Source organism: Acinetobacter radioresistens DSM 6976 = NBRC 102413 = CIP 103788, from assembly GCF_006757745.1.
GTDB classification, from domain to species: Bacteria; Pseudomonadota; Gammaproteobacteria; order Pseudomonadales; family Moraxellaceae; genus Acinetobacter; species Acinetobacter radioresistens.
This window is the reverse complement of the sequence record NZ_AP019740.1, coordinates 2,020,441-2,041,315: the sequence shown is the minus strand read 5'-3', so window position 1 is coordinate 2,041,315 and position 20,875 is coordinate 2,020,441. Positions and strand designations below refer to the sequence as shown.

Sequence of the window (20,875 nt, the reverse complement as noted above, 5' to 3'; positions counted from 1 at the left end):
TATGGCTGCATTGCTTGGTGTAAACATAGATCACGTTGCTACTTTAAGACAAGCACGAGGCACCGTTTATCCGGACCCGGTGAATGCGGCACTGATTTGTGAACAGGCCGGTGCAGAGGGTATTACCCTGCATTTACGTGAAGACCGCCGTCATATTCAGGATAGTGATGTACGCCGTATGCGTCCAGCTTTGAAAACCCATATGAATCTTGAGATCGCCGTAACTGATGAAATGGTTGAGTTTGCTAAAGAAATCCGTCCACAGTATGTTTGCTTTGTACCGGAGAAGCGACAGGAACTGACCACAGAAGGCGGTCTGGATGTAGTGACTAATTTTGAAAAAGTTAAAGCAGCAACTCAGGCATTATTGCAAGTTGGTTGTGATGTTTCTCTCTTTATTGATGCCGATCTGGCACAGATTGACGCGGCTATTGCCTGTGGTGCACCTACCATCGAGATTCATACCGGTGCTTATGCAGATGCTCATAATGAAGCAGAACAACAGGCAGAGCTTGAACGTATTATTAAGGGAACTGAATATGCCGCAGGTAAAGGCCTAGTGGTAAATGCAGGACATGGTTTAAACATTGACAACGTGACGCCAATTGCAGCAATTCCACAGATCCATGAATTAAATATTGGACATTCGATTATTGCAGATAGTCTTTTTATTGGCCTGGCACAAGCTGTACAGCAAATGAAAGCAGCAATTAAGGCAGCACGTTAATTATGTCGACTTTAAACTATGATGAACTGATGCAGCCAGTAAAAGCTTTTCTTGGTTGTGAAACCCCGAAAGCCTGGCTGGATGAAGCACTGAATAATTTAGAGCTACTGATGCAGGACCATGCCAACTGTGAAAAAAAAGCAGCTGGTACAGCAATGAACCTGATGTTCCGTTACAGCTTTTTTACTGACTTGCAAGTCAAGCTGGCACAGTTAGTTCGTGAAGAGATGCTGCATTATGAACAGGTACTTGAGTTTATGGCTAAACGTGGTCAAGAATGGAAAGCGGTCAGTGCTGGACGTTATGCGGCCGGCTTGCGCAAAGAAATTCGTACTTATGAGCCAGAAGCTTTAATTGATGTACTGATTATTGGTGCTTTTGTAGAAGCACGTTCTTGTGAGCGGTTTCATGCACTTGCACCGCTGGTCGATGAAGAGTTAGGGCGTTACTATCGCTATTTGCTTAAATCTGAGTCTCGACACTTCGAGGATTATCTGGCTTTGGCGCTCGACGTGGCCAAGACAGCAAAACTTAAAAATGCTGAAGAAGATATCCAGACACGCATTGAACATATACGGGAAATTGAAAAAGCTCTGATTTTAAGTTCAGATGATCTTTTCAGGTTCCACAGTGGTGTTCCGGCTAAAACTGCAGCTTAACCCCGAGTGCTAATAAGAAATCCTTCTTTATGAAGGATTTTTTTAGTTTGAAAAATAGTAGTTATTAAAAAACAGACAATAAAAAGCCCACTTTAATGCTGTGGGCTTTTATATATTTGGCTCTCCCACCTGGGCTCGAACCAGGGACCTGCGGATTAACAGTCCGTCGCTCTACCGACTGAGCTATGGGAGAATCTGAATGCGATTATAGAGGGATTTTAAAGTGGGTCAAGCTTAAATTGTCATATTTCTGATGCTGGAGTCCCATATGCTTTTTATTTAGTCAAATATTGAAATAAAACAGAAAAAAGCTTTACAGTGCGAATCAACTGTTGCTAGATTAATAACAGAACAGAGCGCTTGAGTAAAACCAAGCAGTGTGGATTTAAACCAACTTGCCAGCACTAAAATGGCTAAACAGGAGAAGGCGAATGAATACGCTATCTATTTCTCAGATTTTCTCTCATTTTTCTTTATATCAGAAAAATTATCTTTCTATTATTCAAGATGCTGAACAGTATTTTACACCGGTAACAGAAGCCTTTATTGAGCTTTGGCCAGCTGGTAGACATCAACTTTACTTAGGTGATCTGCTACAACTCTGGTTGAGTGAAAAGTGGTTAATAGAAAAAACCCATTCCTCAATTTTAGATACTCTTTCAGCAACACCGCAACAGATTCATCAGCTGAAGAAAGATCAGTATATTTATCAAATCGCAGGCAGCAACTTATCTGGTCGGAATCAGGCAAAAGTCTGGTCAGCTTCACAGCAAGATGTAGTCTCAGTGCCGTTAGACAGCGCCTTTAAGTTTTACTGTATTTATAAGGGAATGACCCGTCCGCAGAAGCACCATATAAATTCGGGTAAATTTCTGAAATCAGCAATTTAGAGAGAACCTAGAAATCCTAAGATAATAATTAACTTTATAGCTGGCCTATGGAGATGAAACGCTTAAAGAGAGCATTATTTTAATACTTTGAAAGCGTAAAGCTAGGTTAGAGTTTGCTGAAAAACAGGCTTGCTCGATTCAGGATTTTTAATCTGGAGCAAGCCGGAGAAGAATAGCTGCTAATTACGGAGAATCATGCAAGTGGCTGTTGCAAAAGCATAAAGTTTTCCTTCTTCATCGAAAATTTTTCCTTCAGCAATACCAAGGTTCTTGCTGAGATTGATGAGGGTTCCTGTAGCTTGTAATTCTTTGTTTTTAGGGATTGGACGGCACATTTTAATATTTAAATCTATAGTTCCATATCCTGCACCTGCTTCTAGCATACTGTGAACTGCACAGCCTGTAACAGAATCCAGAACAGTTGCTGCAAAGCCTCCATGTACACCACCTAACGGGTTCAGATGCCGCTCATCTGCTTTCACCTTGAAGGTAACAGTACCCTGGGTGACTTCTACAGACTGCATGGGCATGGTTTTGCCAATGCTGGCTGAGGGCAATACCCCATCACGCATTGCTGTGAGCAGTTCAAGACCAGTCATTTGTTTGGGATCTTTCATTTTTCTTCCTGTTCTACTATTAATTTATAAAGTTCTAAAAAGGAACTTGTTATTAACTTAGCGGATCGATTAAATTAAAGTCAATAAATTTTTATATGTTAGACAGAAATGAAATGGTCTGAAACCCAGCAGCAGAACTGTCCTGTAGCACAAACACTTGCCATGATTGGTGACCGCTGGACTTTATTAATTATTCGTGATGCATTTTTAGGACTGTCCCGTTTTGAACAGTTTCAAAAATCATTGGGAATTACCCGGCATGTACTTGCAGAGCGTTTAAAACGTTTGGTTGAAGAAGGCATACTGGAAAAACAAAGTTACATAGACCGCCAGCAACGTTTTGAGTACGTGCTGACTGCCAAAGGTAGGGACTTAAAACCTATTTTAATGGCAATCGTCGAGTGGGGTGTGCAGTGGACAGATGCAAAAGAACCAAAATTTTATTTGAAAAAGGAAATATTGGAAGAATTAAAATAGACAGTGAACCCGAGCTAAAAAAAGCCTGCTATGTAAGCAGGCTTTTCTAATTACAGGATTTATTTGGCAGCTTTTTCAGCCTCAACAGAAGCAACAGCTGCATCTACACCTTCAATCGAGTCTGCTGCTTTTTTAATACGTGCCAGAGCATCTACCAGTACTTCATCAGCAGTAGCATAAGAAATACGCATAAAACCTCCCAGACCAAATGCATCACCTGGAACTACTGCAACACCAGTTTCTTCCAGTAACCATTCAGAGAATTCTGTGCAAGATTTAAGACCTTTAGCACGAATAAGAGGTTTAATGTTGGCATAGGCATAAAAAGCACCATCTGCAGGCAGACAAGAAATACCATTGATTTCATTAAGACCATTTACAACAAGGTCATGGCGGCGCTTAAATGCTTCAATCATTGGCTCAAGTACATCTTGTGGGCCATTAAGTGCAGCTTCTGCAGCCACCTGTGAAATTGAGGTCGGGTTAGAAGTTGACTGAGACTGGATCTTTTTCATTGCCCCAATCAACTTGGCAGGACCTGCTGCATAACCAATACGCCAGCCAGTCATTGCATAAGCTTTAGATACGCCATTTAATACGATGGTGCGGTCATATAAATCTGGCGCAACAGTTGCGATATTATAAAATTCATCATCCCAGCGGATCGGTTCATACATATCATCAGATGCAATATAAACTTCCGGATATTTGCGAAGGACCTCAGCTAGAGCTTCCAGTTCAGCTTTGGTATAAATCATGCCTGTAGGGTTGGAAGGGCTGTTTAATACTACCAGACGGGTTTTGTCAGTAATTGCAGCTTCCAGCTGTTCAGGTGTAATTTTGAAACGCTGCTCTTCACCGCATTTCACAATAACAGGTACACCTTCAGCAATAATCACCATATCTGGATAACTGACCCAGTAAGGTGCAGGAATAATTACTTCATCACCTTTATTTAAAAGTGCGAGTGCAAGGTTAAAAAATGACTGTTTACCACCGCAAGAGACCAGAATCTGGTTTGGTTGGTAATCCAGATTATTGTCACGTTTAAACTTGGCAATAATTGCTTTTTTTAGGCCTGGCGTACCGTCAACAGCGGTATATTTAGTAAAACCATTATTGATCGCTGTAATAGCAGCGTCTTTGATGTGTTGTGGTGTATCAAAATCAGGTTCACCTGCGCCCAAACCAATCACATTCTTTCCAGCAGCTTTTAACTCAGCCGCTTTATTGGTTACAGCAAGCGTTGGGGACGGTTTGATGGCATTTACACGATCAGAGAGACGTACGTCCACGGCAATATTCCTTCTTATGGGGATTAAAAATAAAAAGCAATATTATCTTAGCGTAAAAACTGCTTAAAGGGCGTGTAAAAATTACTATATCAGTAAAAAAATGAAAAAGATGGAATCACCTCATGATGAAGCTACAAAAAATCCCGGAATGTCTGTTCGATTTGAACGGAAAAGCACGTTACAATATGGATTGTTTTATTTTGAGTTAGTGTATGAGCCAAAACAAAAAGCCACTGGTCAAGCTCCCGTTTCCAGTGCCGGCAGCCGATCATCCAGAGCAGGTTGCTGTGCATAACCACGTTCGCCCTAAAGCTGAAAACTATGCCGACCGTACATGGGCTCCGCCACGTGGCACTCGGCGCTCTATGGGTAAGCGTTAGTTATAAAAGCAGATAGATCGCCTGTTTTTATAACCCCACACAGTTTAATTTATAGCGTGCTGTTTTGGTAATAATGTTGTTTTTTCTGATACATCTGCTGATCAGCACGTTTTAATAAAGCTTCTATGCTTTCATTTTCCCTGCTCGTAGCACATCCCATGGAAATACTGATAGGTTGGCTGGCATAATACTGGTTATCAATCTTGAACAGTTCTTCAATAGTTTGCGTTGCAGTCAGTGTTTCAGCTTCTGTAGCTGTAGGTAAGAGAATGACGAACTCATCACCTCCAATGCGTGATGCAGTATAACGGGTGTTTTCAATCGCCTGATTAAGTACGTTTCCGACTCTGCGCAATAGCCCATCACCAATATCATGACCTAAGGTGTCATTAATTTCCTTTAAACTGTTCATGTCTATAAAAATACAGGAAACAGGACGCAAACGGCTACGTTCAAGACGTTTGACTTCCTCAGAAAAGAAGGCCCGGTTGCAGAGCTGAGTCAGCACATCATGCCTGCCCAGATATTCCAGATAATTTTCAGCCTTTTTACGTGCGCTGATATCAGTTAAAGCGACCTGCACCATTCCCCAGTCTTCTTCATAACCGGGAAATACGGTAAATTGCAAAATAACATGACGGACACTGCCATCAAGCGCATAATTAACTGCTTCACGCTGGTGATGCAGATTACCATTCCAGAGTTCAATCAGCTGTTCACGGAAGGTCTGCTGCATCTCGTCAGCAAAAATCTGATCAGTATTTTTTAATAAACTCTCTTTATCTGGCGCTTTAAACAGGTCCAGTGTTGCCTGATTTACGTCGATAATCACAATATCATCGATACACTGGTTAACGAACTCACTATGAACATCTAAAAAGGTATGGAAATCCTGAATATTTAGCTGTTTTAGCTGATCAAAACGCTGTTTGATGCGACTGAAATCTTCTACCCATAAAGAAGTCGGTGAATAGATAAATAATGATTCGGCAAGAATACGGTTCTTTTCTTCCTGACGTCGGGCATTTTCGTAGTGGGTAATATCTTCTGTGGTTAGAAGCAGGCGTGAAAGATCATGTTCATAACCAGGTAAAACGATAGCTCTTAACTGAATATCTAAACGTTTACCAGTTAGGGTATAATTTACAGCAGTACTAAAAAATTCGGTTTCTCCCTGCCATAGTGCTACTAGTTCCTGAATGTGGGTTTGATACATGTCCTGCTGAAAAATATTTGCAGTATGTTTAATCAGATCTTGCTGGCTGTCTGCTTCAAAAACTTCTAAAGTTTTGGGATTGACCCGAATGACCTTGATTTTATGAGCACAGCTGCGTACCCGTTCTACATCTTCTTTGAGAAATGCGGCCAGATCATTTATACCCTCTGAACGCCAGACATCGAACTGTTTTTTGATTTCACTATAATCTTCAAGCCACATGGGAATTGGAGACAGATCAAATATTGAAGAATCAAACAGTTCCATGCTTATATCCACATTTTAGGTGACTGGCGAGAGTATAGGGGTAAACAGATTTTTTTAGAACAAATAAGCCGATGAAAATAAGTGGTTATCTGGATAACAGATATTTCTGAAGCTGTAATTACTGAGCTGAATAAGTTAATAATCTAAAAATCTGTCATATTTTACTTTTAATATTTCTAGTTTCAGCCCAGTAATTTATAAATATATAATAAAATTAAATTTTAAGCTTTGGCAAGCCGATTGACCGGATGCTCAATTTCAATTTCTCCTTCCCAAAGGCGAATAAAATCCTGTTCATTAAAATCATAAAGTTCCATCAATGCGATGATGACACCAGTAAATACCAAGGCTCCTTCAGTATTTTCCGGGAAATCATAAATTTTACCATTGAATTTAGATAAAATATCACTGATTTCATGTTCGCGGCCACGTCCATAGCGGTCACGAGGATACATATCTTCATTAAGTACAATCAGGGCAACGGCTTTTTCAGCTTTTTTCAACCGGGTTTTGTCTAAAGCCGCCTCAAACGAGTCACTACCATGATTAAAATAGAAAATGACCTCATCATTAATAAATTGTCTTACCATATCTTGGGTCAGGGTCGGAAACTGTTTTAAAGCATTTCGTTCTACATAAGGCTTAAAAGATTCAGGAAGTATCACATTTTTTGAAATACCTTTAAAAAATGGAGCAATATCTGAAACTTTGTAGCCTGCAATACCACAACCCAAGGCGGTAATAAAATATTTCATTTTAGGGTGGTTACGGGTATAAACCTTGAAATCCTCTACATAATGCTCAATCTGGCTAAGTGGCATTTGCTGAATATGCTCGTTTAAAGTGGGGATAGCATAACTTTGCCCCGCCCAACCTCGACCCACACCTTTTACTGCTCCAAAATACTGGTGGGCTACCCGGGCAGCGCCATCACTGTGTTCGCCTGCCAGATTACTGCCAAATACAAATACAGTATCTTCAGGCAAAGCTTTGATAATACTTTCATCGTGATATTGGTAGACCATATTAACCAGACTTTTTAGAGAAGTGTGTTGTCATGTTGCCGCTGAAAATGCATAGGGTCAAGTGAAATCTTGAGCGCTTTGAAGTGTAACCAAAACATAGCAAAAAGCTATCAGGAAACGCTTAAACATAAAAGAGTTAGTGCCCGAATTCTGTTAAAATATACAGGTCAATCATGAGCAGAGAAGAGTATCAGTGAGCGAGAGCCGTCCTTTTGAATTGGTTACACAGTATGCGCCTGCCGGAGACCAGCCACAGGCTATTGAGAAACTGGTTAAAGGCATCCAGCAAGGGTATAAAAGTCAACTGTTACTTGGGGTGACGGGTTCAGGTAAGACCTATACTATGGCGAATGTCATTGCACAAACCCAGCGGCCCACCATTGTAATGGCACATAATAAGACTTTAGCTGCCCAGCTCTATGGCGAATTTAAAGCTTTTTTCCCCAATAATGCCGTTGAATACTTCGTCAGTTATTATGACTATTATCAACCAGAAGCTTATGTTCCGTCCTCTGATACCTTTATTGAAAAAGATGCGGCAATTAATGACCACATTGACCAGATGCGGTTGTCTGCTACCCGTTCTTTACTAGAACGTCGTGATGCTATTATTGTCGCTTCGGTCTCTGCTATTTATGGCTTGGGTGATCCTGAAGCCTATATGAAAATGCTACTGCATATTGTTCAGGGAGACCGTGTTGGCCGTGACGATATTATCCGCCGTCTTGTAGAGATGCAATATACCCGTAACGAGCTTGAGTTTGTGCGTGGTACCTATCGGATCCGCGGTGAAATTATGGATATTTTTCCGGCAGAGTCAGAACAGAATGCGATCCGTATTGAACTGTTTGATGACGAAGTAGATTCAATACGCTGGTTTGACCCTTTAACTGGCAAAATGCTGCGCAAGGTACCCCGTGTAACAATTTACCCGAAAAGTCATTATGTGACACCAAAAGATAATCTGGTTCGTGCAATTGATACTATTCGTGACGAGCTAAAAGACCAGCTTAAATTCTTTCGCGAACACGATAAACTGCTTGAAGCCCAGCGTATCGAACAACGTACCCGGTATGATCTGGAAATGATGCAACAGCTGGGTTATACCAACGGTATCGAAAACTATTCACGCCATTTATCTGGACGTCGTCCGGGTGATGCACCTCCGACTCTGTTTGACTATGTACCTGATGATGCTCTGCTGATTATTGATGAATCACATGTTACTGTACCGCAAATTGGAGCCATGTATAAAGGAGACCGTTCCCGTAAAGAGAACCTCGTAAATTATGGCTTCCGTTTGCCTAGTGCGCTGGATAACCGGCCCATGAAATTTGAGGAATGGGAGCGGATTATACCCACTACGGTCTTTGTAAGTGCTACACCTGCCCGTTATGAACTGGAAAAGTCAGAACAGGTAGTAGAGCAGGTAGTACGGCCAACCGGACTGATTGATCCGGAAATTGAAATACGTCCAGTATTAACTCAGGTCGATGATGTGCTATCAGAAATCAACATACGTAAAAATTTAAATGAGCGTGTACTGGTGACCACTCTTACTAAGCGTATGGCTGAAGATTTAACTGCTTATTTGAAAGAATACGGGGTAAAAGTAGCCTATCTTCATTCAGATATCGATACTGTGGAGCGAGTAAAAATTATTCATGAACTTCGTACCGGGGTGTTTGATGTATTGGTCGGCATTAACCTGTTACGAGAAGGCCTAGATATGCCAGAAGTATCCCTTGTCGCGATTCTGGATGCAGATAAGGAAGGTTTTTTGCGTTCCGAGCGTTCACTCATTCAGACCATTGGTCGCGCCGCACGTAATATTAAGGGCAAGGCAATCTTATATGCTGACCGCATTACGGACTCTATGCAAAAAGCAATTGATGAAACAGAACGTCGCCGTAACAAACAGATTGAATTTAATGAATTGCATGGAATTATTCCGCGTAGTGCAGTGCGTCAGGTCATTAAAGAAATTGATACTGGAGAAGTATTAGCTGAGGACGAGATTGATGAGAAAATCACCGCGCAGGCACTTTCTCTGACAGCCGATGAACGGCATATTTTAGCTGATCCAAAACTTCTAAGTAAGCATATGGCGAAGCTGGAAAAAGAAATGCTTAAAGCTTCTAAAGAGTTACAGTTTGAACAGGCAGCCCGTCTTCGTGATGAAATTCTGCGGCTAAAAGCCCAAATGTTACAATAGTGGCAGGCTGAAAGTTTTTCGCAGCAAATTCATAACATAACACTACAAAGAGTGCAAAAAGAACAAGTTAAGTTAGATTATTCTGTGAAATAACTCTTTCATTTCTACGAGGTTTCATGTGCTATGACTAAAAATATATCAAAAGCAGGTTGGCAATTAACAAAGATTGCAGTAGGGGGAGCATTGCTAACTGGTCTTGCTGTCGGGACAATGGCGTATGCGCAAAGTAAAACCATGCCTGTGGTTGAGCGAGTTGAACTGGATAAGTATCTGGGTGTATGGTACGAAGTAGCCCGAAAACCTATGTACTTTCAGCGAAAATGTGCGCGTGATGTTACAGCTACCTATACTTTAAATGAAAATGGCAACATAACAGTAGATAATCGCTGCTATACCCAGGAAGGTAAAATGATGCGTTCACTAGGTGAAGCATATGTGATTAACCCTCCATTTAACAGTAAACTTGAAGTCAGTTTCCTGCCAGAGGCAATTCGTTGGTTACCCTTAGGCCGAGGCGATTATTGGATCTTGAAGCTTGATGACAATTACCAGACAGTACTGGTAGGGGAACCTTCTCGAAAGTACCTTTGGGTACTGTCACGTACACCACAGGTTAAACAGGACGTGGTAAATGAATACCTGAATTACGCTTCTTCATTGGGTTATAAGCTTGATGATATTATTCATACTCAACATACGACTAAATAATAGATTTGTCTTGATCTTCTGAGTCTTAGAAAACATGTTTAAGTATGATTTTTAAATAAATAGATGAATTTTCCATTTATCTTTTCTGCTCCTTTATAATGCAAGATTAAAAAATAGAGGGGCAGTAGAAAGTGTTTAAAGGCGTTGTGCTATCCGTTACAGCATCACTCACCTTCGGGGTTCTCTATTTTTTTACAACCTTTCTTGCTCCTCTTAATAGTGAGCAAACCTTTGCTTGGCGTATGCTATCAACTTTGCCATTTCTGACATTTTTTATGTATTGGAGTGGTGATTTTAAATATATTTCTGCTATTTGGCAGCGGCTTAAAGCCAAACCTCAATTTATTCTAATGTTATTGGTTAGCTCCATTTTATGTACTTCCCAGTTATGGCTCTTTCTGTGGGGTCCAATGAATGGACGAGGCTTACAGGTTTCATTGGGCTATTTCTTATTACCACTGGTCATGGTGCTGATAGGGTGTATTTTATTTAAAGAAAAGTTGTCAAGATTTCAGGTAGTGGCAGTGGCACTGGCAGCTATAGGTGTTGGCCATGAACTCTGGCGAATCGGCGGTATAGCTTGGGAAACAGCCTATGTCGCCGTAGCCTATCCCTTTTACTTCTTTTTGCGAAAAAAAATTCATACAGATCATCTGGGAGGCTTCTGGTGGGATATTGTATTAATTCTTCCGGTTGCAGTTTATTCGAGCAGCATTGGTCTACATAGTTACAGTCAGTTTCTTGCTTATCCCCACCTATTCCCGGCGATAGCAGGTCTGGGAGCGTTAAGTGCATTAGGCTTGGGCAGTTATATTTTGGCAAGCCGTTATTTGCCTATGGTAATTTTTGGCTTGCTCAGCTATCTGGAACCTGTACTGCTAGCCTTGGCTTCAGTTGCCTTGGGCGAAGCAATCTCAGGCGATGAATGGCTGACCTATATTCCTATCTGGTGTGCAGTATTGGTGTTAGTAGTAGAAGGAAGCTTACATTTATACCGACAGCAAAAAAATAAACAGGATCTGGTACGTAATCTGAAATCTTACCAGACCCGTTTAAAAGATGACTAGCTAGAGTCTTGAGTAAGAACTACATGATTTGCTAAGTGATTTTATTCACCCAATTTAAGTATTCATATCTCTAGAATTCTGAACAGATAAGCCTGTAAGATAATTTTGTAAAAAATTAGCGATATTTTATGAAATTATAAGCAATATATTGGAAAATATGACCAGCCCTTTCAGCTTTTGTTTCATTCTTGCCGATAATTCCATTACAATTATCGGGTTTTGAAATTCACGCCTAGATACATTATTAATTAGAGGACGTATTTGTGAGCAAAGACACTATCATCGCCCTGCACGCAGAACACCAAGGTCGCTGGAAAAACCGTGAAGAAATTGCGGAACGGATGATTGCGCTGATTGGCCAGTTATACCGTGAAAAAAATATTGTCACTTCTGTTTATGGCCGTTCTTTAGTTAACCGTTCAGTAATCCAGATTTTAAAAGCCCATCGTCGTACCCGCGTAATGGATGTAGAGCTTTCTGTTGTTCATACTTTTCCAATCCTTGAGGCATTGGTAAAAATCGACAATATCGGTTCTGCTGAGATTGATCTGGGTAAACTGGCTGTTGAATATAAGGAACAGGGTGGTGATGTTGACTCTTTTGTAAAAGAGGCTGTCAAGTCACTAGAAGGTAACCCTGCTTCTGCACAGCCTAAAGATGTTGTACTTTATGGCTTTGGCCGTATTGGCCGTATTCTGGCGCGTCTGATTATCAGCCAGTCTGGTCTGGGCCGTGGTCTGAGCTTAAAAGCAATTGTAGTACGTAAAAGTGCAGATGGTGATCTGGCGAAACGTGCTTCTTTGTTGCGTCGTGACTCAATCCATGGTTCATTTGCGGGCACCATCTCAATTGATGAAGAAAATGAAGCAATCATTGCCAATGGTAACTATATCAAAGTGATCTACGCTTCTAGCCCGGCTGAAGTAGATTATACTGAATATGGTATTGAAAATGCTTTAGTTATTGATAATACAGGCAAATGGCGTGATGCAGAGGGCTTGGCTCAGCATCTGAATTGCCCAGGTGCTGCACGTGTTATTTTAACTGCACCTGGTAAAGGTGAAATGAAAAATGTCGTGTACGGCGTAAATCAGGCAGATATTCTGGATGAAGACAAAATCATCTCTGCTGCTAGTTGTACTACTAATGCGATTACTCCGGTTCTTAAAGTACTGGATGAAAAATATAAAGTTATTAATGGTCATGTTGAAACAGTACACTCATTTACCAATGACCAGAACCTGATTGATAACTACCATAAAGCTGACCGCCGTGGCCGTGCAGCAACACTTAACATGGTAATTACTGAAACTGGAGCTGCTAAGGCTGTTGCTAAGGCATTGCCTCAGCTTAAAGGTAAGTTAACCGGTAATTCAGTACGTGTGCCAACACCAAACGTATCACTGGCAATTCTTAACCTGACTCTGGACCAAGAAGTTGATCGTGAAGAAGTGAACGAATTTATTCGTCAAATTTCAATCAACTCTAACTTGCAGGGCCAGATTGGCTATACCAACTCTACTGAAGTGGTATCGAGCGATTTCATCGGTTCACGTACCGCAGGGGTATTTGATGCACAGGCAACAATTACTTCTGGCAACCGTTTGACTGCTTATGTATGGTATGACAATGAAGTTGGCTATAGCTGTCAGGTATTACGTATTGCTGAGCAGATGGGTGGCGTAAGTTACCCTAAGATTCCTGCTGAAACTAATGCATAAGTCATAAGTATTTTAAAAAAACCTGGGTTCACCCGGGTTTTTTTATATCTGTACAAAAAAACTGCTGAACAACACATAGAAATTTATAACAATATTGATGAGTAAAAAAATAATATGTTGTTAAGGAAGATATTTTGCAAATAAAGACCATGCTAAGTGGAATAGCCTTTATTCTACTCGCGACCCTGTGCGGGGTGCTGATTGCCATTTGGGCATTTAAACATTTCAAGATCAACATTCCCTTACAAAATCAGGCAGTTGATATTGAATTACAGGAACCCTTGCAAGCACGCGTTAAAATTCATGAGGCCCTAGATGTGAATGTCAAAGGAAAAGTGAATGCCAGTATACCGATTCATGAACAGCTTGATATTCCACTATCTCAGACTTTAAATCCACGGGTATATTTTGATAATGAAGTACCTATCAATACTGTTATACCGGTAAAAGAAACACTTAAGGTGAAACAGGAACTGCCTATTGATACCAAGGTCAAAGTCAGAATTTTGGGCAAAGATGTAACGTTACCGCTCAAAGGTAATATTCCTATTGATCTTGATGTGCCGATTGATATTAAAGTGCCTTTAAACCAGAAAGTACATTTAAAATTTACGGCTCCAGTCAAAACGGTGATTCGTGAAAATCTGAATATTCCATTGAATACAACATTGAATACAAGTATTCCCATTCAAGGTAGACTCAGTGTTCCAGTTAATGCGCCACTTTCTGCTTCGGTTGATGTCAAGAATATTCTGCCGGTAAAGATACGTAAGGGAGAGCTTTCAATACCCCTTGAACATATAGCACTTAAGCGGGTCACGGCTGAACCGGCCAGTTCGCAAGCTCCCACCTTAAAATAGGAGAAGTTAAGGATGAATATCAGTAACTTCTCGTTAAAAGTTTGGCTGGCCAGTTTTATTTTAGTGAGTAGCTTAATTGCGCTAGTGTTCTGGCTGTATTTAAATGTGCAGGCTTCTCTAGAGGTGAGCTCGACCCAGACCGATATTACTTTACCCCATTCTCTAGGTACCCGTATTCATGTAGGAGAATATCTGACTGCACAGACTATAGGGCGAATCAGTTCATCAATTGATCTTGATCACCACTTGGTTTTACCATTGGATGGCAAATATCTGGCAGATTTAAAATTTAATGTGACCACTCCTGTATCGGTACAAATTAAATATTCGACCATGCTCAAAATTAATCAAGTGATGCCCATCGAAACGACTACAGATTTGATCTATAAAAACAAACTACTTCCAAAATTTCCTTTAAAACTCGATGTACCGGTAAATATTGATGTTCCATTTGAACTGAACCGGACTTATGAATTGCCCATCCAGATTGCATTTAATGGCCCGGTGTATTTCGAGTTTAACCAACAACCGATTAATGTGCATGTAAAGCATCAGCTTAATCCTTCTTTAGAACTGAATGATCCGATTAATATTCCTAAGATCGCTAACTTCGAAGCCACCATGTATAACGTTGAGCGTAATACCAAAGCCAATCTGGATATGAAAATGCTACTGCCGTTAAGTTATATTCAATATCAATAGAACAGTTAAAAGTGGAATTAAATTATTTAGGTTGCTTATTTAAAACTAAGCGAGTTGCTGATTTAAAGCTCTAAAAACCCTATAGAAAAACCGTCAAACTTTATAAGCATTTATGAAGCTTGCAAATACCGGCTTATAATAAACAATTGCTATATTTTCTATTCGAGAATTTAGTAAAAATATGGCAGAATAGGCGGTTTTAAGAGTTTTTAGAGGATTGGCATATGCGCTTTGTTGATGAAGCAGTCATTACCGTAGAGGCTGGCGACGGTGGCAATGGCGTAGCCAGTTTTCGCCGTGAGAAATTTGTACCTTTTGGTGGACCGGACGGTGGTGACGGTGGCCGTGGGGGAAGCATTTATATCCAGGCGGATGACAATACCAGTACGCTGGTCGACTATCGTTATACCCGTAAGTTCCGTGCTGAACGTGGCAAGAACGGAGCAGGTGCAAACTGTACCGGACGTGGTGGTGAAGACGTTGTTTTATATGTTCCTGTAGGAACGACTATAGTGGATACAGAATCAGGCGATATTATTGGTGATCTAGTTGAAAGTGGCCAGAGAGTACTGGTTGCCGGTGGTGGTGAAGGTGGGCTGGGAAATACTCATTTTAAGTCATCAACCAACCGTGCTCCACGTAAATGCACAACTGGTGTAAAAGGGGAGTACCGTGAGATCCGTCTGGAGCTTAAAGTACTGGCTGATGTAGGACTGCTGGGGATGCCGAATGCTGGTAAGTCGACCTTTATTCGTGCTGTTTCTGCAGCTAAACCTAAGGTAGCAGACTATCCATTTACCACTATGGTGCCAAACCTGGGTGTCGTTGATGCTGATCGTCACCGTTCATTTGTAATGGCTGATATTCCTGGTCTGATCGAAGGCGCGGCAGAAGGCGCAGGCTTGGGTATCCGCTTCCTGAAACATTTGGCACGTACCCGTATTTTATTACACATCGTCGATGTGCAGCCGATTGACGGTTCAGACCCGGTACATAATGCCCAAGCAATTTTACGTGAACTTGAAAAGTTCTCACCAACACTGGCACAGTTACCTGTGGTTCTGGTTCTCAACAAACTCGACCAGTTACCAGAGGATAGCCGTGAAGAATGGTGTGAACATATTCTGAATGAATTGAAGTGGGATGGCCCGGTGTTTAAGACTTCAGGTCTGCTAAGTGAAGGAACAAAAGATGTTGTTTATTATCTGATGGACCAGATTGAGCAGCAACGTGAACGTGAAATTGAAGACCCTGAATATGCAGCTCAGGTTAAGGCATTCCGTGAACAGCTTGAAGCTGAAACACGTGAGCAAACCATCGCCGCCAAAGAAGCCTATCGTGCAATGCGTCGTGCGCAACGTCTTGCAGATCATGAGGATGATGAGGACTTCGATGATGACGATGATGAAGTGGAAGTAATCTACGTACGTTAAGTAGAACTGAGGACATGATGATAGAAGTGGTAGATGGGCAGCGACAGCTCAAAGCTTGTAAACGTATCGTTGTAAAAATCGGCTCATCTTTACTCACAGCAAATGGTCAGGGACTGGATCTTAATGCAATTTCGCATTGGGCTAATCAGATTGCTGACCTGCATAAAGCCGGACATGAAATTATATTGGTGTCTTCCGGTGCTGTGGCAGAAGGGATGGTGCGCATGAAATTGAGCAGTCGACCCACAGATTTACCCAGTCTTCAGGCATGTGCTGCCATTGGCCAGATGGGATTAATCCAAACCTGGTCCAGTGTATTGGAAAAGCATGGGATTCAAACTGCACAGGTACTTTTAACTCACGATGATCTGGCAGACCGCAGACGTTATTTAAACTCATGTGATGCATTACAGCATCTGATTGACTGGCAAGTGGTGCCAGTTATTAATGAAAACGATACAGTCTCGACGGATGAAATCCGCTTTGGCGATAATGATACACTTGCTGCAATGGTGGCAGGACAAGTACATGCTGACCTGTTAATTATTCTGACAGACCAGCAAGGTATGTTCGACTCAGATCCGCGTTCCAACCCGCAAGCCAAACTACTTTCTACAGTGCGTGCACTCGATGATAGTCTGTTTGAAATGGCAGGCGGTGGCGGCGTACTTGGCCGGGGCGGTATGGTCACTAAAGTTCGTGCTGCACGTTTGGCTGCAAGATCAGGTTGTCCTACCCTGATTGCTAGTGGTGAAAGTGACAACGTACTTTCACGTCTGATGAGCGGTGAAATGCTGGGGACTCTATTTGCCACTGATAAAGATCGTATGACTGCGCATCAACAGTGGCTGGCTGCCCATTTACAGACCGCCGGGCGGCTTGTAATCGATGATGGTGCGATAGAAGCTATTCGTGAAAAACACCGTAGTCTGTTACCCGTGGGTGTTCGTGCCGTGGAAGGCCATTTTAACCGTGGTGATGTTGTGGAGTGTGTAGATAGCCGGGGCAAACGGATTGCAGTAGGCCGAGTGAATTTCAGTTCGCGCTCTGCGGAAATTGTAAAAGGTCTATCTTCCAATAAAGTTTATCAAGTTCTTGGTGAAGCACGCTCTCTAGAAATGATTCATCGCAATCATATGGCGATTTACTGAGATTCTTGTATTAATAAAAAAGCTCGCTCAGGCGAGCTTTTTTATAGGCTCTAATGTAGGCAGTTCAGCATCTTCTCCAACCATATAGCAGTAATCAGCCAGACTAAACATTTCTAGGTCTTCATAACTGTTCCCATACGCATAAACAGACTGGTAATCGGTTAATGTATATTTTTCTTGTATCCTTAACTTTTTCTGCTCGCAACTGCAATCTGGACTGCTATAAAATCCGCTCAATTTGCCCTGATGTACTTCAGTTTCAGTGCAAATCAGGTCTACTCCAAGCAGCCTGCAAAAAGGTTCAAGATAAAGATCGATTGAAGCCGATACAATAACAACATCGTCACCTTGTGCTTGATGTTGTCTCAGACGCCTTAACAATTCAGGATTAAGCTGGTGTACTAACAAGTGTGCATACTGTTCTGCCATTGAATGTATATTTTTGGCATTACTATCTTTAAACATGGCCGAAAACAATTTCGGGCGCATCTGGTGTGCAGGGTATAGCTTGAAATAATAGGCCTGAATCCAAGGGAGAATTTTCAGGCCTTGACGCATGATATGTCGTTTAGAGAGCGTATAAAAGATAAAGCCAGTAAAGCTGTCACTACGGCACAATGTACCGTCAAAATCAAATAGCGCAAGGTTTATAGCTTGATACGTTTGGCGCGTTGCATGCATGTCTGATATCGTCCATTGACGCGTGTGGCAAACCAGTTGGTATTATAGTCACGGCTTAATTTTGGTCCGGAAATGACTACTTCTGGCATAATGGCATAAATTGGTTCTTTACCTGTTTTTTCCTGGTAGAGTTTTTTTACTGCAAGGTAAGTTTGAGTATCTTCAAAGTCTTGCTCTTTTTCCTCCTTTAAATCAGAGCGAATTTGGCGTGGCGTAATCAGAACATTGTTTGCAGCAAAGACCGCAATCAGCTCACGTTCAGACTGGCTTTTGTTTGAACGGATGCTACCGTCTTTATTATAAAGTAGCAGGTCACCATCTAGGTCTAGCTCTGCTTCAGTTAAGTCATTAAGCATACTCTGAAAGGCTGCATTACGGCTTGAATAGCGTCCAGAGTTATAATCTGCAAAGCGGTAGAGCGGCTTGTCATAATCAGCAGGGTACATCATCAAACGATGGATCCCATAATATAGGCCGCCATTTTGGGTATACAGGTCGCTACGCAATTCAGCCATGTTCATACCAGAACGCTTATGCTCTTTGGCATAACCGATATGAACCTGCATTGAACCCAAGGTTGTAATCGGATTTAAACGTTCAGAAACATCTTGTCCTACCAGACGGGCGGCTCCGGTTAGAGCACTTACATGATAGTGTTTACTAAAATGATTAAACATTTCACGGTAGAGTTCATCCAGTTCACGTTCTGTTTTAACCTTGCGCATTCTGCTCAGGTAGTTATCATCCGGAGAAGGTTGGGTTTTCAGCATATTCTTAAAATATCCGGCCAGTGTTACACCCAGTTTATCTTCAAGACGCTGATCAACTTCACGTATAGCTTTTTCACCCAAACCCGGTACTTGCGGGTCAGCAACAAAGTTAGATTCTTGATCGACTACTGCAATAATTGTACAGATATTTTCCTTGGTTTTAGGTATTCCCAACTGGTCAGTAATCTCATATAAGTCGCCAGCCCAAGAGCCACGGTTTTGTACACGAGTAGGAATAAGCCGTTTAATCTGCTCTTCTTTTAATTCTGGCTCATCATTTTTAGACCACCACGAGCCTTCGCCGCAGGCAATCAGACTGAGTGACAGAACAAGAACACTTAAGGATTTAACGGCGGTTGTGCAGCGTAAATTTTTTTTCATGACAATGAAGACAGATGAGTACAGGGATAAGCACCTAAGGCGAATGAAGTATACTATGTCGCTAATAAAATGTACGAATATATATGTATATTAGAGAAGCCCGTTTAAAAAATAATTCTATATCCCTGTACATATTATTAAGCGACAGAGAATTGATGAATAAGATTTAATAATTCTAGTTGGCATGACCCTTGCTTTTAAAAAGATGAATATTCAACTTTTTAAATTTAGGGAAATAGGATGTATAAACCGCTTACTTTATCACTGGCTATATTGTCAGCTTTACTAGGCTCTACTTCAACTTTTGCAGAAGAGTTTAAAGTTCTTAAACAGATAAGTAATCAGCCGGGACTTTTAACGCAGGGAAAGTATAAAGATCAATATTATATACCCAGTACTTTAAAAACTATTCAATGGGGTTATCTGCCTAATAAAGATTCTCGACCAGTTCTAAGTGTGCCTACCGATAGTACTGTTATTTTTGATACTGTTTCCCATGAAGGCCTGCTCGAAGATCAGGGGCGTAATGCAGAAAAATATTTTCGTTCCCAGGGTGTAAAGCCAGAATATATTCTAGATGAAGCAAAGATGATTACGCAGTCTGCTTTAAAACATGATTTTAGTAAAGATGGACCACATATTGTGACGGGGCCTATTGAAATACAGGGGGCAATGCCGGGTGATATATTAAAGGTAGAAGTACTCAATGTTGAACCACGAGTTCCGTATGGGGTAATTTCTAACCGTCATGGTAAAGGCACTCTAGTAGGAGAATACCCTAAAAAAACAGTACAGGAAGGTGCTTCCCACTTACACCCGGAACGTTATGGCAATGTATCAGTTTTTACACCTATTGAGAAAAATGCTCAGGGAGAATATGAAGGTGTACTAAAAACACAACAGGGCAAGTCGATTCGTTTCCCTCTTGCACCATTTATGGGAATTATGGGTGTGGCTGCTAATACCAGTGAACCAGTAAATTCAATTCCACCTGCTTTCTTTGGCGGAAATATTGATATTAACGAGTTAGGTAAAGGCTCAACTGTTTATTATCCGGTCCAGGTTCCTGGCGCACTTTTCTATACTGGTGATAGCCATTTCGTTCAGGGCGATGGTGAAGTCGCTTTAACGGCACTTGAAGGTTCAGCACGCGCTACATTGAAATTTACACTGCTAAAAGCTGGAAAGGACAAAATTCCTGGTAAGGAGATTAAACATGTACTGGCTGAAAATGATCAATTCTGGATTACACCAGGATTAGATGAAGACCTTGATATAGCCATGAAAAAATCCACCCGTGAAGCTATCCGGTTCTTAAATCAGGAATATGGTATTGATGAAGCACTTGCTTATGCTTATTTAAGTGCTGCTACTGATTTTGAAGTTTCACAAGTAGTAGACCGGACTAAAGGAATTCACGCTATGATTCGAAAAGCTGATTTCAAAGAATTTAATCAGCCAGAAAAAAGCAGATAAATGGGAGAAGAGAGAAAATATCGATGAGGATATTTTCTCTTGCTCTTAAAGAAATATAGGGATACTTAAACTGAACTAACTAGCCTAATAATATGTTATGACTCTACATTTTTTATTATAAAAATATACATTCAGTCTTTAAGTGTCACTTTTATTT

19 protein-coding genes, 1 tRNA gene and 1 pseudogene are annotated in these 20,875 nt (G+C 41.2%); 14 read left to right on the top strand and 7 right to left on the bottom strand.

The annotated features are described in order from the left end of the window. The first annotated feature begins 1 nt into the window (after position 1). Complete coding sequence (gene pdxJ / locus ACRAD_RS09610; RefSeq protein ID WP_005026992.1) at positions 2–727, top strand: pyridoxine 5'-phosphate synthase; 726 nt, start codon at positions 2–4, stop codon at positions 725–727. Positions 728–729: 2 nt separating this feature from the next. Continuing rightward, positions 730–1,386: a tRNA-(ms[2]io[6]A)-hydroxylase gene (miaE, locus tag ACRAD_RS09605; RefSeq protein ID WP_005026990.1), complete on the top strand. Its 657-nt coding sequence runs from the start codon at positions 730–732 to the stop codon at positions 1,384–1,386. Between the two features lie 117 nt (positions 1,387–1,503). On the opposite strand, the gene ACRAD_RS09600 is transcribed toward miaE, so the two are convergent. Continuing rightward, positions 1,504–1,579: transfer RNA gene (locus tag ACRAD_RS09600), tRNA-Asn, on the bottom strand. A gap of 238 nt (positions 1,580–1,817) precedes the next feature. Here ACRAD_RS09600 and ACRAD_RS09595 point away from each other — a divergent pair. After that, the gene (locus ACRAD_RS09595) at positions 1,818–2,276 is read left to right on the top strand and encodes a hypothetical protein (RefSeq protein ID WP_005026988.1); all 459 of its coding nucleotides are present in this window, start codon (positions 1,818–1,820) and stop codon (positions 2,274–2,276) included. Positions 2,277–2,455: 179 nt separating this feature from the next. Here the strand turns inward: ACRAD_RS09595 and ACRAD_RS09590 are convergent, their stop codons facing one another. Further along, positions 2,456–2,893, bottom strand: a complete 438-nt coding sequence (locus tag ACRAD_RS09590) for a PaaI family thioesterase (protein ID WP_005026986.1) — start codon at positions 2,891–2,893, stop codon at positions 2,456–2,458. A gap of 108 nt (positions 2,894–3,001) precedes the next feature. On the opposite strand from ACRAD_RS09590, the pseudogene ACRAD_RS09585 reads away from it, so the two are divergent. After that, positions 3,002–3,316 (top strand): annotated as a pseudogene (locus tag ACRAD_RS09585) (winged helix-turn-helix transcriptional regulator); the annotation flags it as partial. Between the two features lie 113 nt (positions 3,317–3,429). On the opposite strand, the gene ACRAD_RS09580 reads toward ACRAD_RS09585, so the two are convergent. Beyond that, entirely contained in the window at positions 3,430–4,665 is a 1,236-nt protein-coding gene (locus ACRAD_RS09580) for a pyridoxal phosphate-dependent aminotransferase (RefSeq protein WP_005019381.1), read from the bottom strand. A 212-nt stretch (positions 4,666–4,877) separates the two neighbouring features. Here ACRAD_RS09580 and ACRAD_RS16485 point away from each other — a divergent pair, with 212 nt between their 5' ends. Further along, the gene (locus ACRAD_RS16485) at positions 4,878–5,045 is read left to right on the top strand and encodes a hypothetical protein (protein ID WP_005026981.1); all 168 of its coding nucleotides are present in this window, start codon (positions 4,878–4,880) and stop codon (positions 5,043–5,045) included. Positions 5,046–5,094: 49 nt separating this feature from the next. Here the strand turns inward: ACRAD_RS16485 and ACRAD_RS09575 are convergent, their stop codons facing one another. After that, positions 5,095–6,528 carry a sensor domain-containing diguanylate cyclase gene (locus ACRAD_RS09575; RefSeq protein ID WP_005026979.1) on the bottom strand — a complete coding sequence of 478 codons (1,434 nt, stop codon included), beginning with the start codon at positions 6,526–6,528 and terminating at the stop codon, positions 5,095–5,097. Between the two features lie 221 nt (positions 6,529–6,749). Continuing rightward, positions 6,750–7,553, bottom strand: coding sequence for an A1S_2505 family phage non-structural protein (locus ACRAD_RS09570; protein ID WP_005019388.1), 804 nt, complete (start codon positions 7,551–7,553; stop codon positions 6,750–6,752). A gap of 193 nt (positions 7,554–7,746) precedes the next feature. Between ACRAD_RS09570 and uvrB the strand changes: the two genes are divergently transcribed. From uvrB to proB, 8 genes are all read left to right on the top strand, one after another. Beyond that, a complete protein-coding gene (gene uvrB / locus ACRAD_RS09565) occupies positions 7,747–9,768 on the top strand; it encodes an excinuclease ABC subunit UvrB (RefSeq protein ID WP_005019389.1) in 2,022 nt (673 codons plus the stop codon). A gap of 123 nt (positions 9,769–9,891) precedes the next feature. Continuing rightward, a complete protein-coding gene (locus ACRAD_RS09560; RefSeq protein ID WP_005019391.1) occupies positions 9,892–10,476 on the top strand; it encodes a lipocalin family protein in 585 nt (194 codons plus the stop codon). Positions 10,477–10,607: 131 nt separating this feature from the next. Further along, positions 10,608–11,543: an EamA family transporter RarD gene (gene rarD, locus ACRAD_RS09555; RefSeq protein ID WP_005026975.1), complete on the top strand. Its 936-nt coding sequence runs from the start codon at positions 10,608–10,610 to the stop codon at positions 11,541–11,543. A 263-nt stretch (positions 11,544–11,806) separates the two neighbouring features. Then, positions 11,807–13,264 carry a glyceraldehyde-3-phosphate dehydrogenase gene (locus ACRAD_RS09550; RefSeq protein WP_005019394.1) on the top strand — a complete coding sequence of 486 codons (1,458 nt, stop codon included), beginning with the start codon at positions 11,807–11,809 and terminating at the stop codon, positions 13,262–13,264. Between the two features lie 149 nt (positions 13,265–13,413). Next, a complete protein-coding gene (locus ACRAD_RS09545; RefSeq protein WP_171063941.1) occupies positions 13,414–14,124 on the top strand; it encodes an MFS transporter in 711 nt (236 codons plus the stop codon). 12 nt (positions 14,125–14,136) lie between these two features. Continuing rightward, positions 14,137–14,826: a hypothetical protein gene (locus tag ACRAD_RS09540; RefSeq protein WP_005026972.1), complete on the top strand. Its 690-nt coding sequence runs from the start codon at positions 14,137–14,139 to the stop codon at positions 14,824–14,826. Positions 14,827–15,050: 224 nt separating this feature from the next. Beyond that, on the top strand, positions 15,051–16,259 hold the full coding sequence (cgtA, locus tag ACRAD_RS09535) for an Obg family GTPase CgtA (protein ID WP_005026967.1): 1,209 nt from the start codon (positions 15,051–15,053) through the stop codon (positions 16,257–16,259). Between the two features lie 17 nt (positions 16,260–16,276). Beyond that, a complete protein-coding gene (gene proB / locus ACRAD_RS09530; protein ID WP_005019402.1) occupies positions 16,277–17,410 on the top strand; it encodes a glutamate 5-kinase in 1,134 nt (377 codons plus the stop codon). Positions 17,411–17,437: 27 nt separating this feature from the next. On the opposite strand, the gene ACRAD_RS09525 is transcribed toward proB, so the two are convergent. Then, on the bottom strand, positions 17,438–18,091 hold the full coding sequence (locus tag ACRAD_RS09525) for an HAD family hydrolase (RefSeq protein WP_005026966.1): 654 nt from the start codon (positions 18,089–18,091) through the stop codon (positions 17,438–17,440). Then, complete coding sequence (locus ACRAD_RS09520) at positions 18,058–19,242, bottom strand: DUF1615 family protein (RefSeq protein ID WP_005019404.1); 1,185 nt, start codon at positions 19,240–19,242, stop codon at positions 18,058–18,060. Before ACRAD_RS09520 ends, ACRAD_RS09525 begins: the two co-directional genes overlap by 34 nt. A 240-nt stretch (positions 19,243–19,482) precedes the next feature. Between ACRAD_RS09520 and ACRAD_RS09515 the strand changes: the two genes are divergently transcribed. Beyond that, positions 19,483–20,718 carry an acetamidase/formamidase family protein gene (locus ACRAD_RS09515; RefSeq protein ID WP_005019405.1) on the top strand — a complete coding sequence of 412 codons (1,236 nt, stop codon included), beginning with the start codon at positions 19,483–19,485 and terminating at the stop codon, positions 20,716–20,718. The last annotated feature ends 157 nt before the right edge of the window (positions 20,719–20,875 follow it).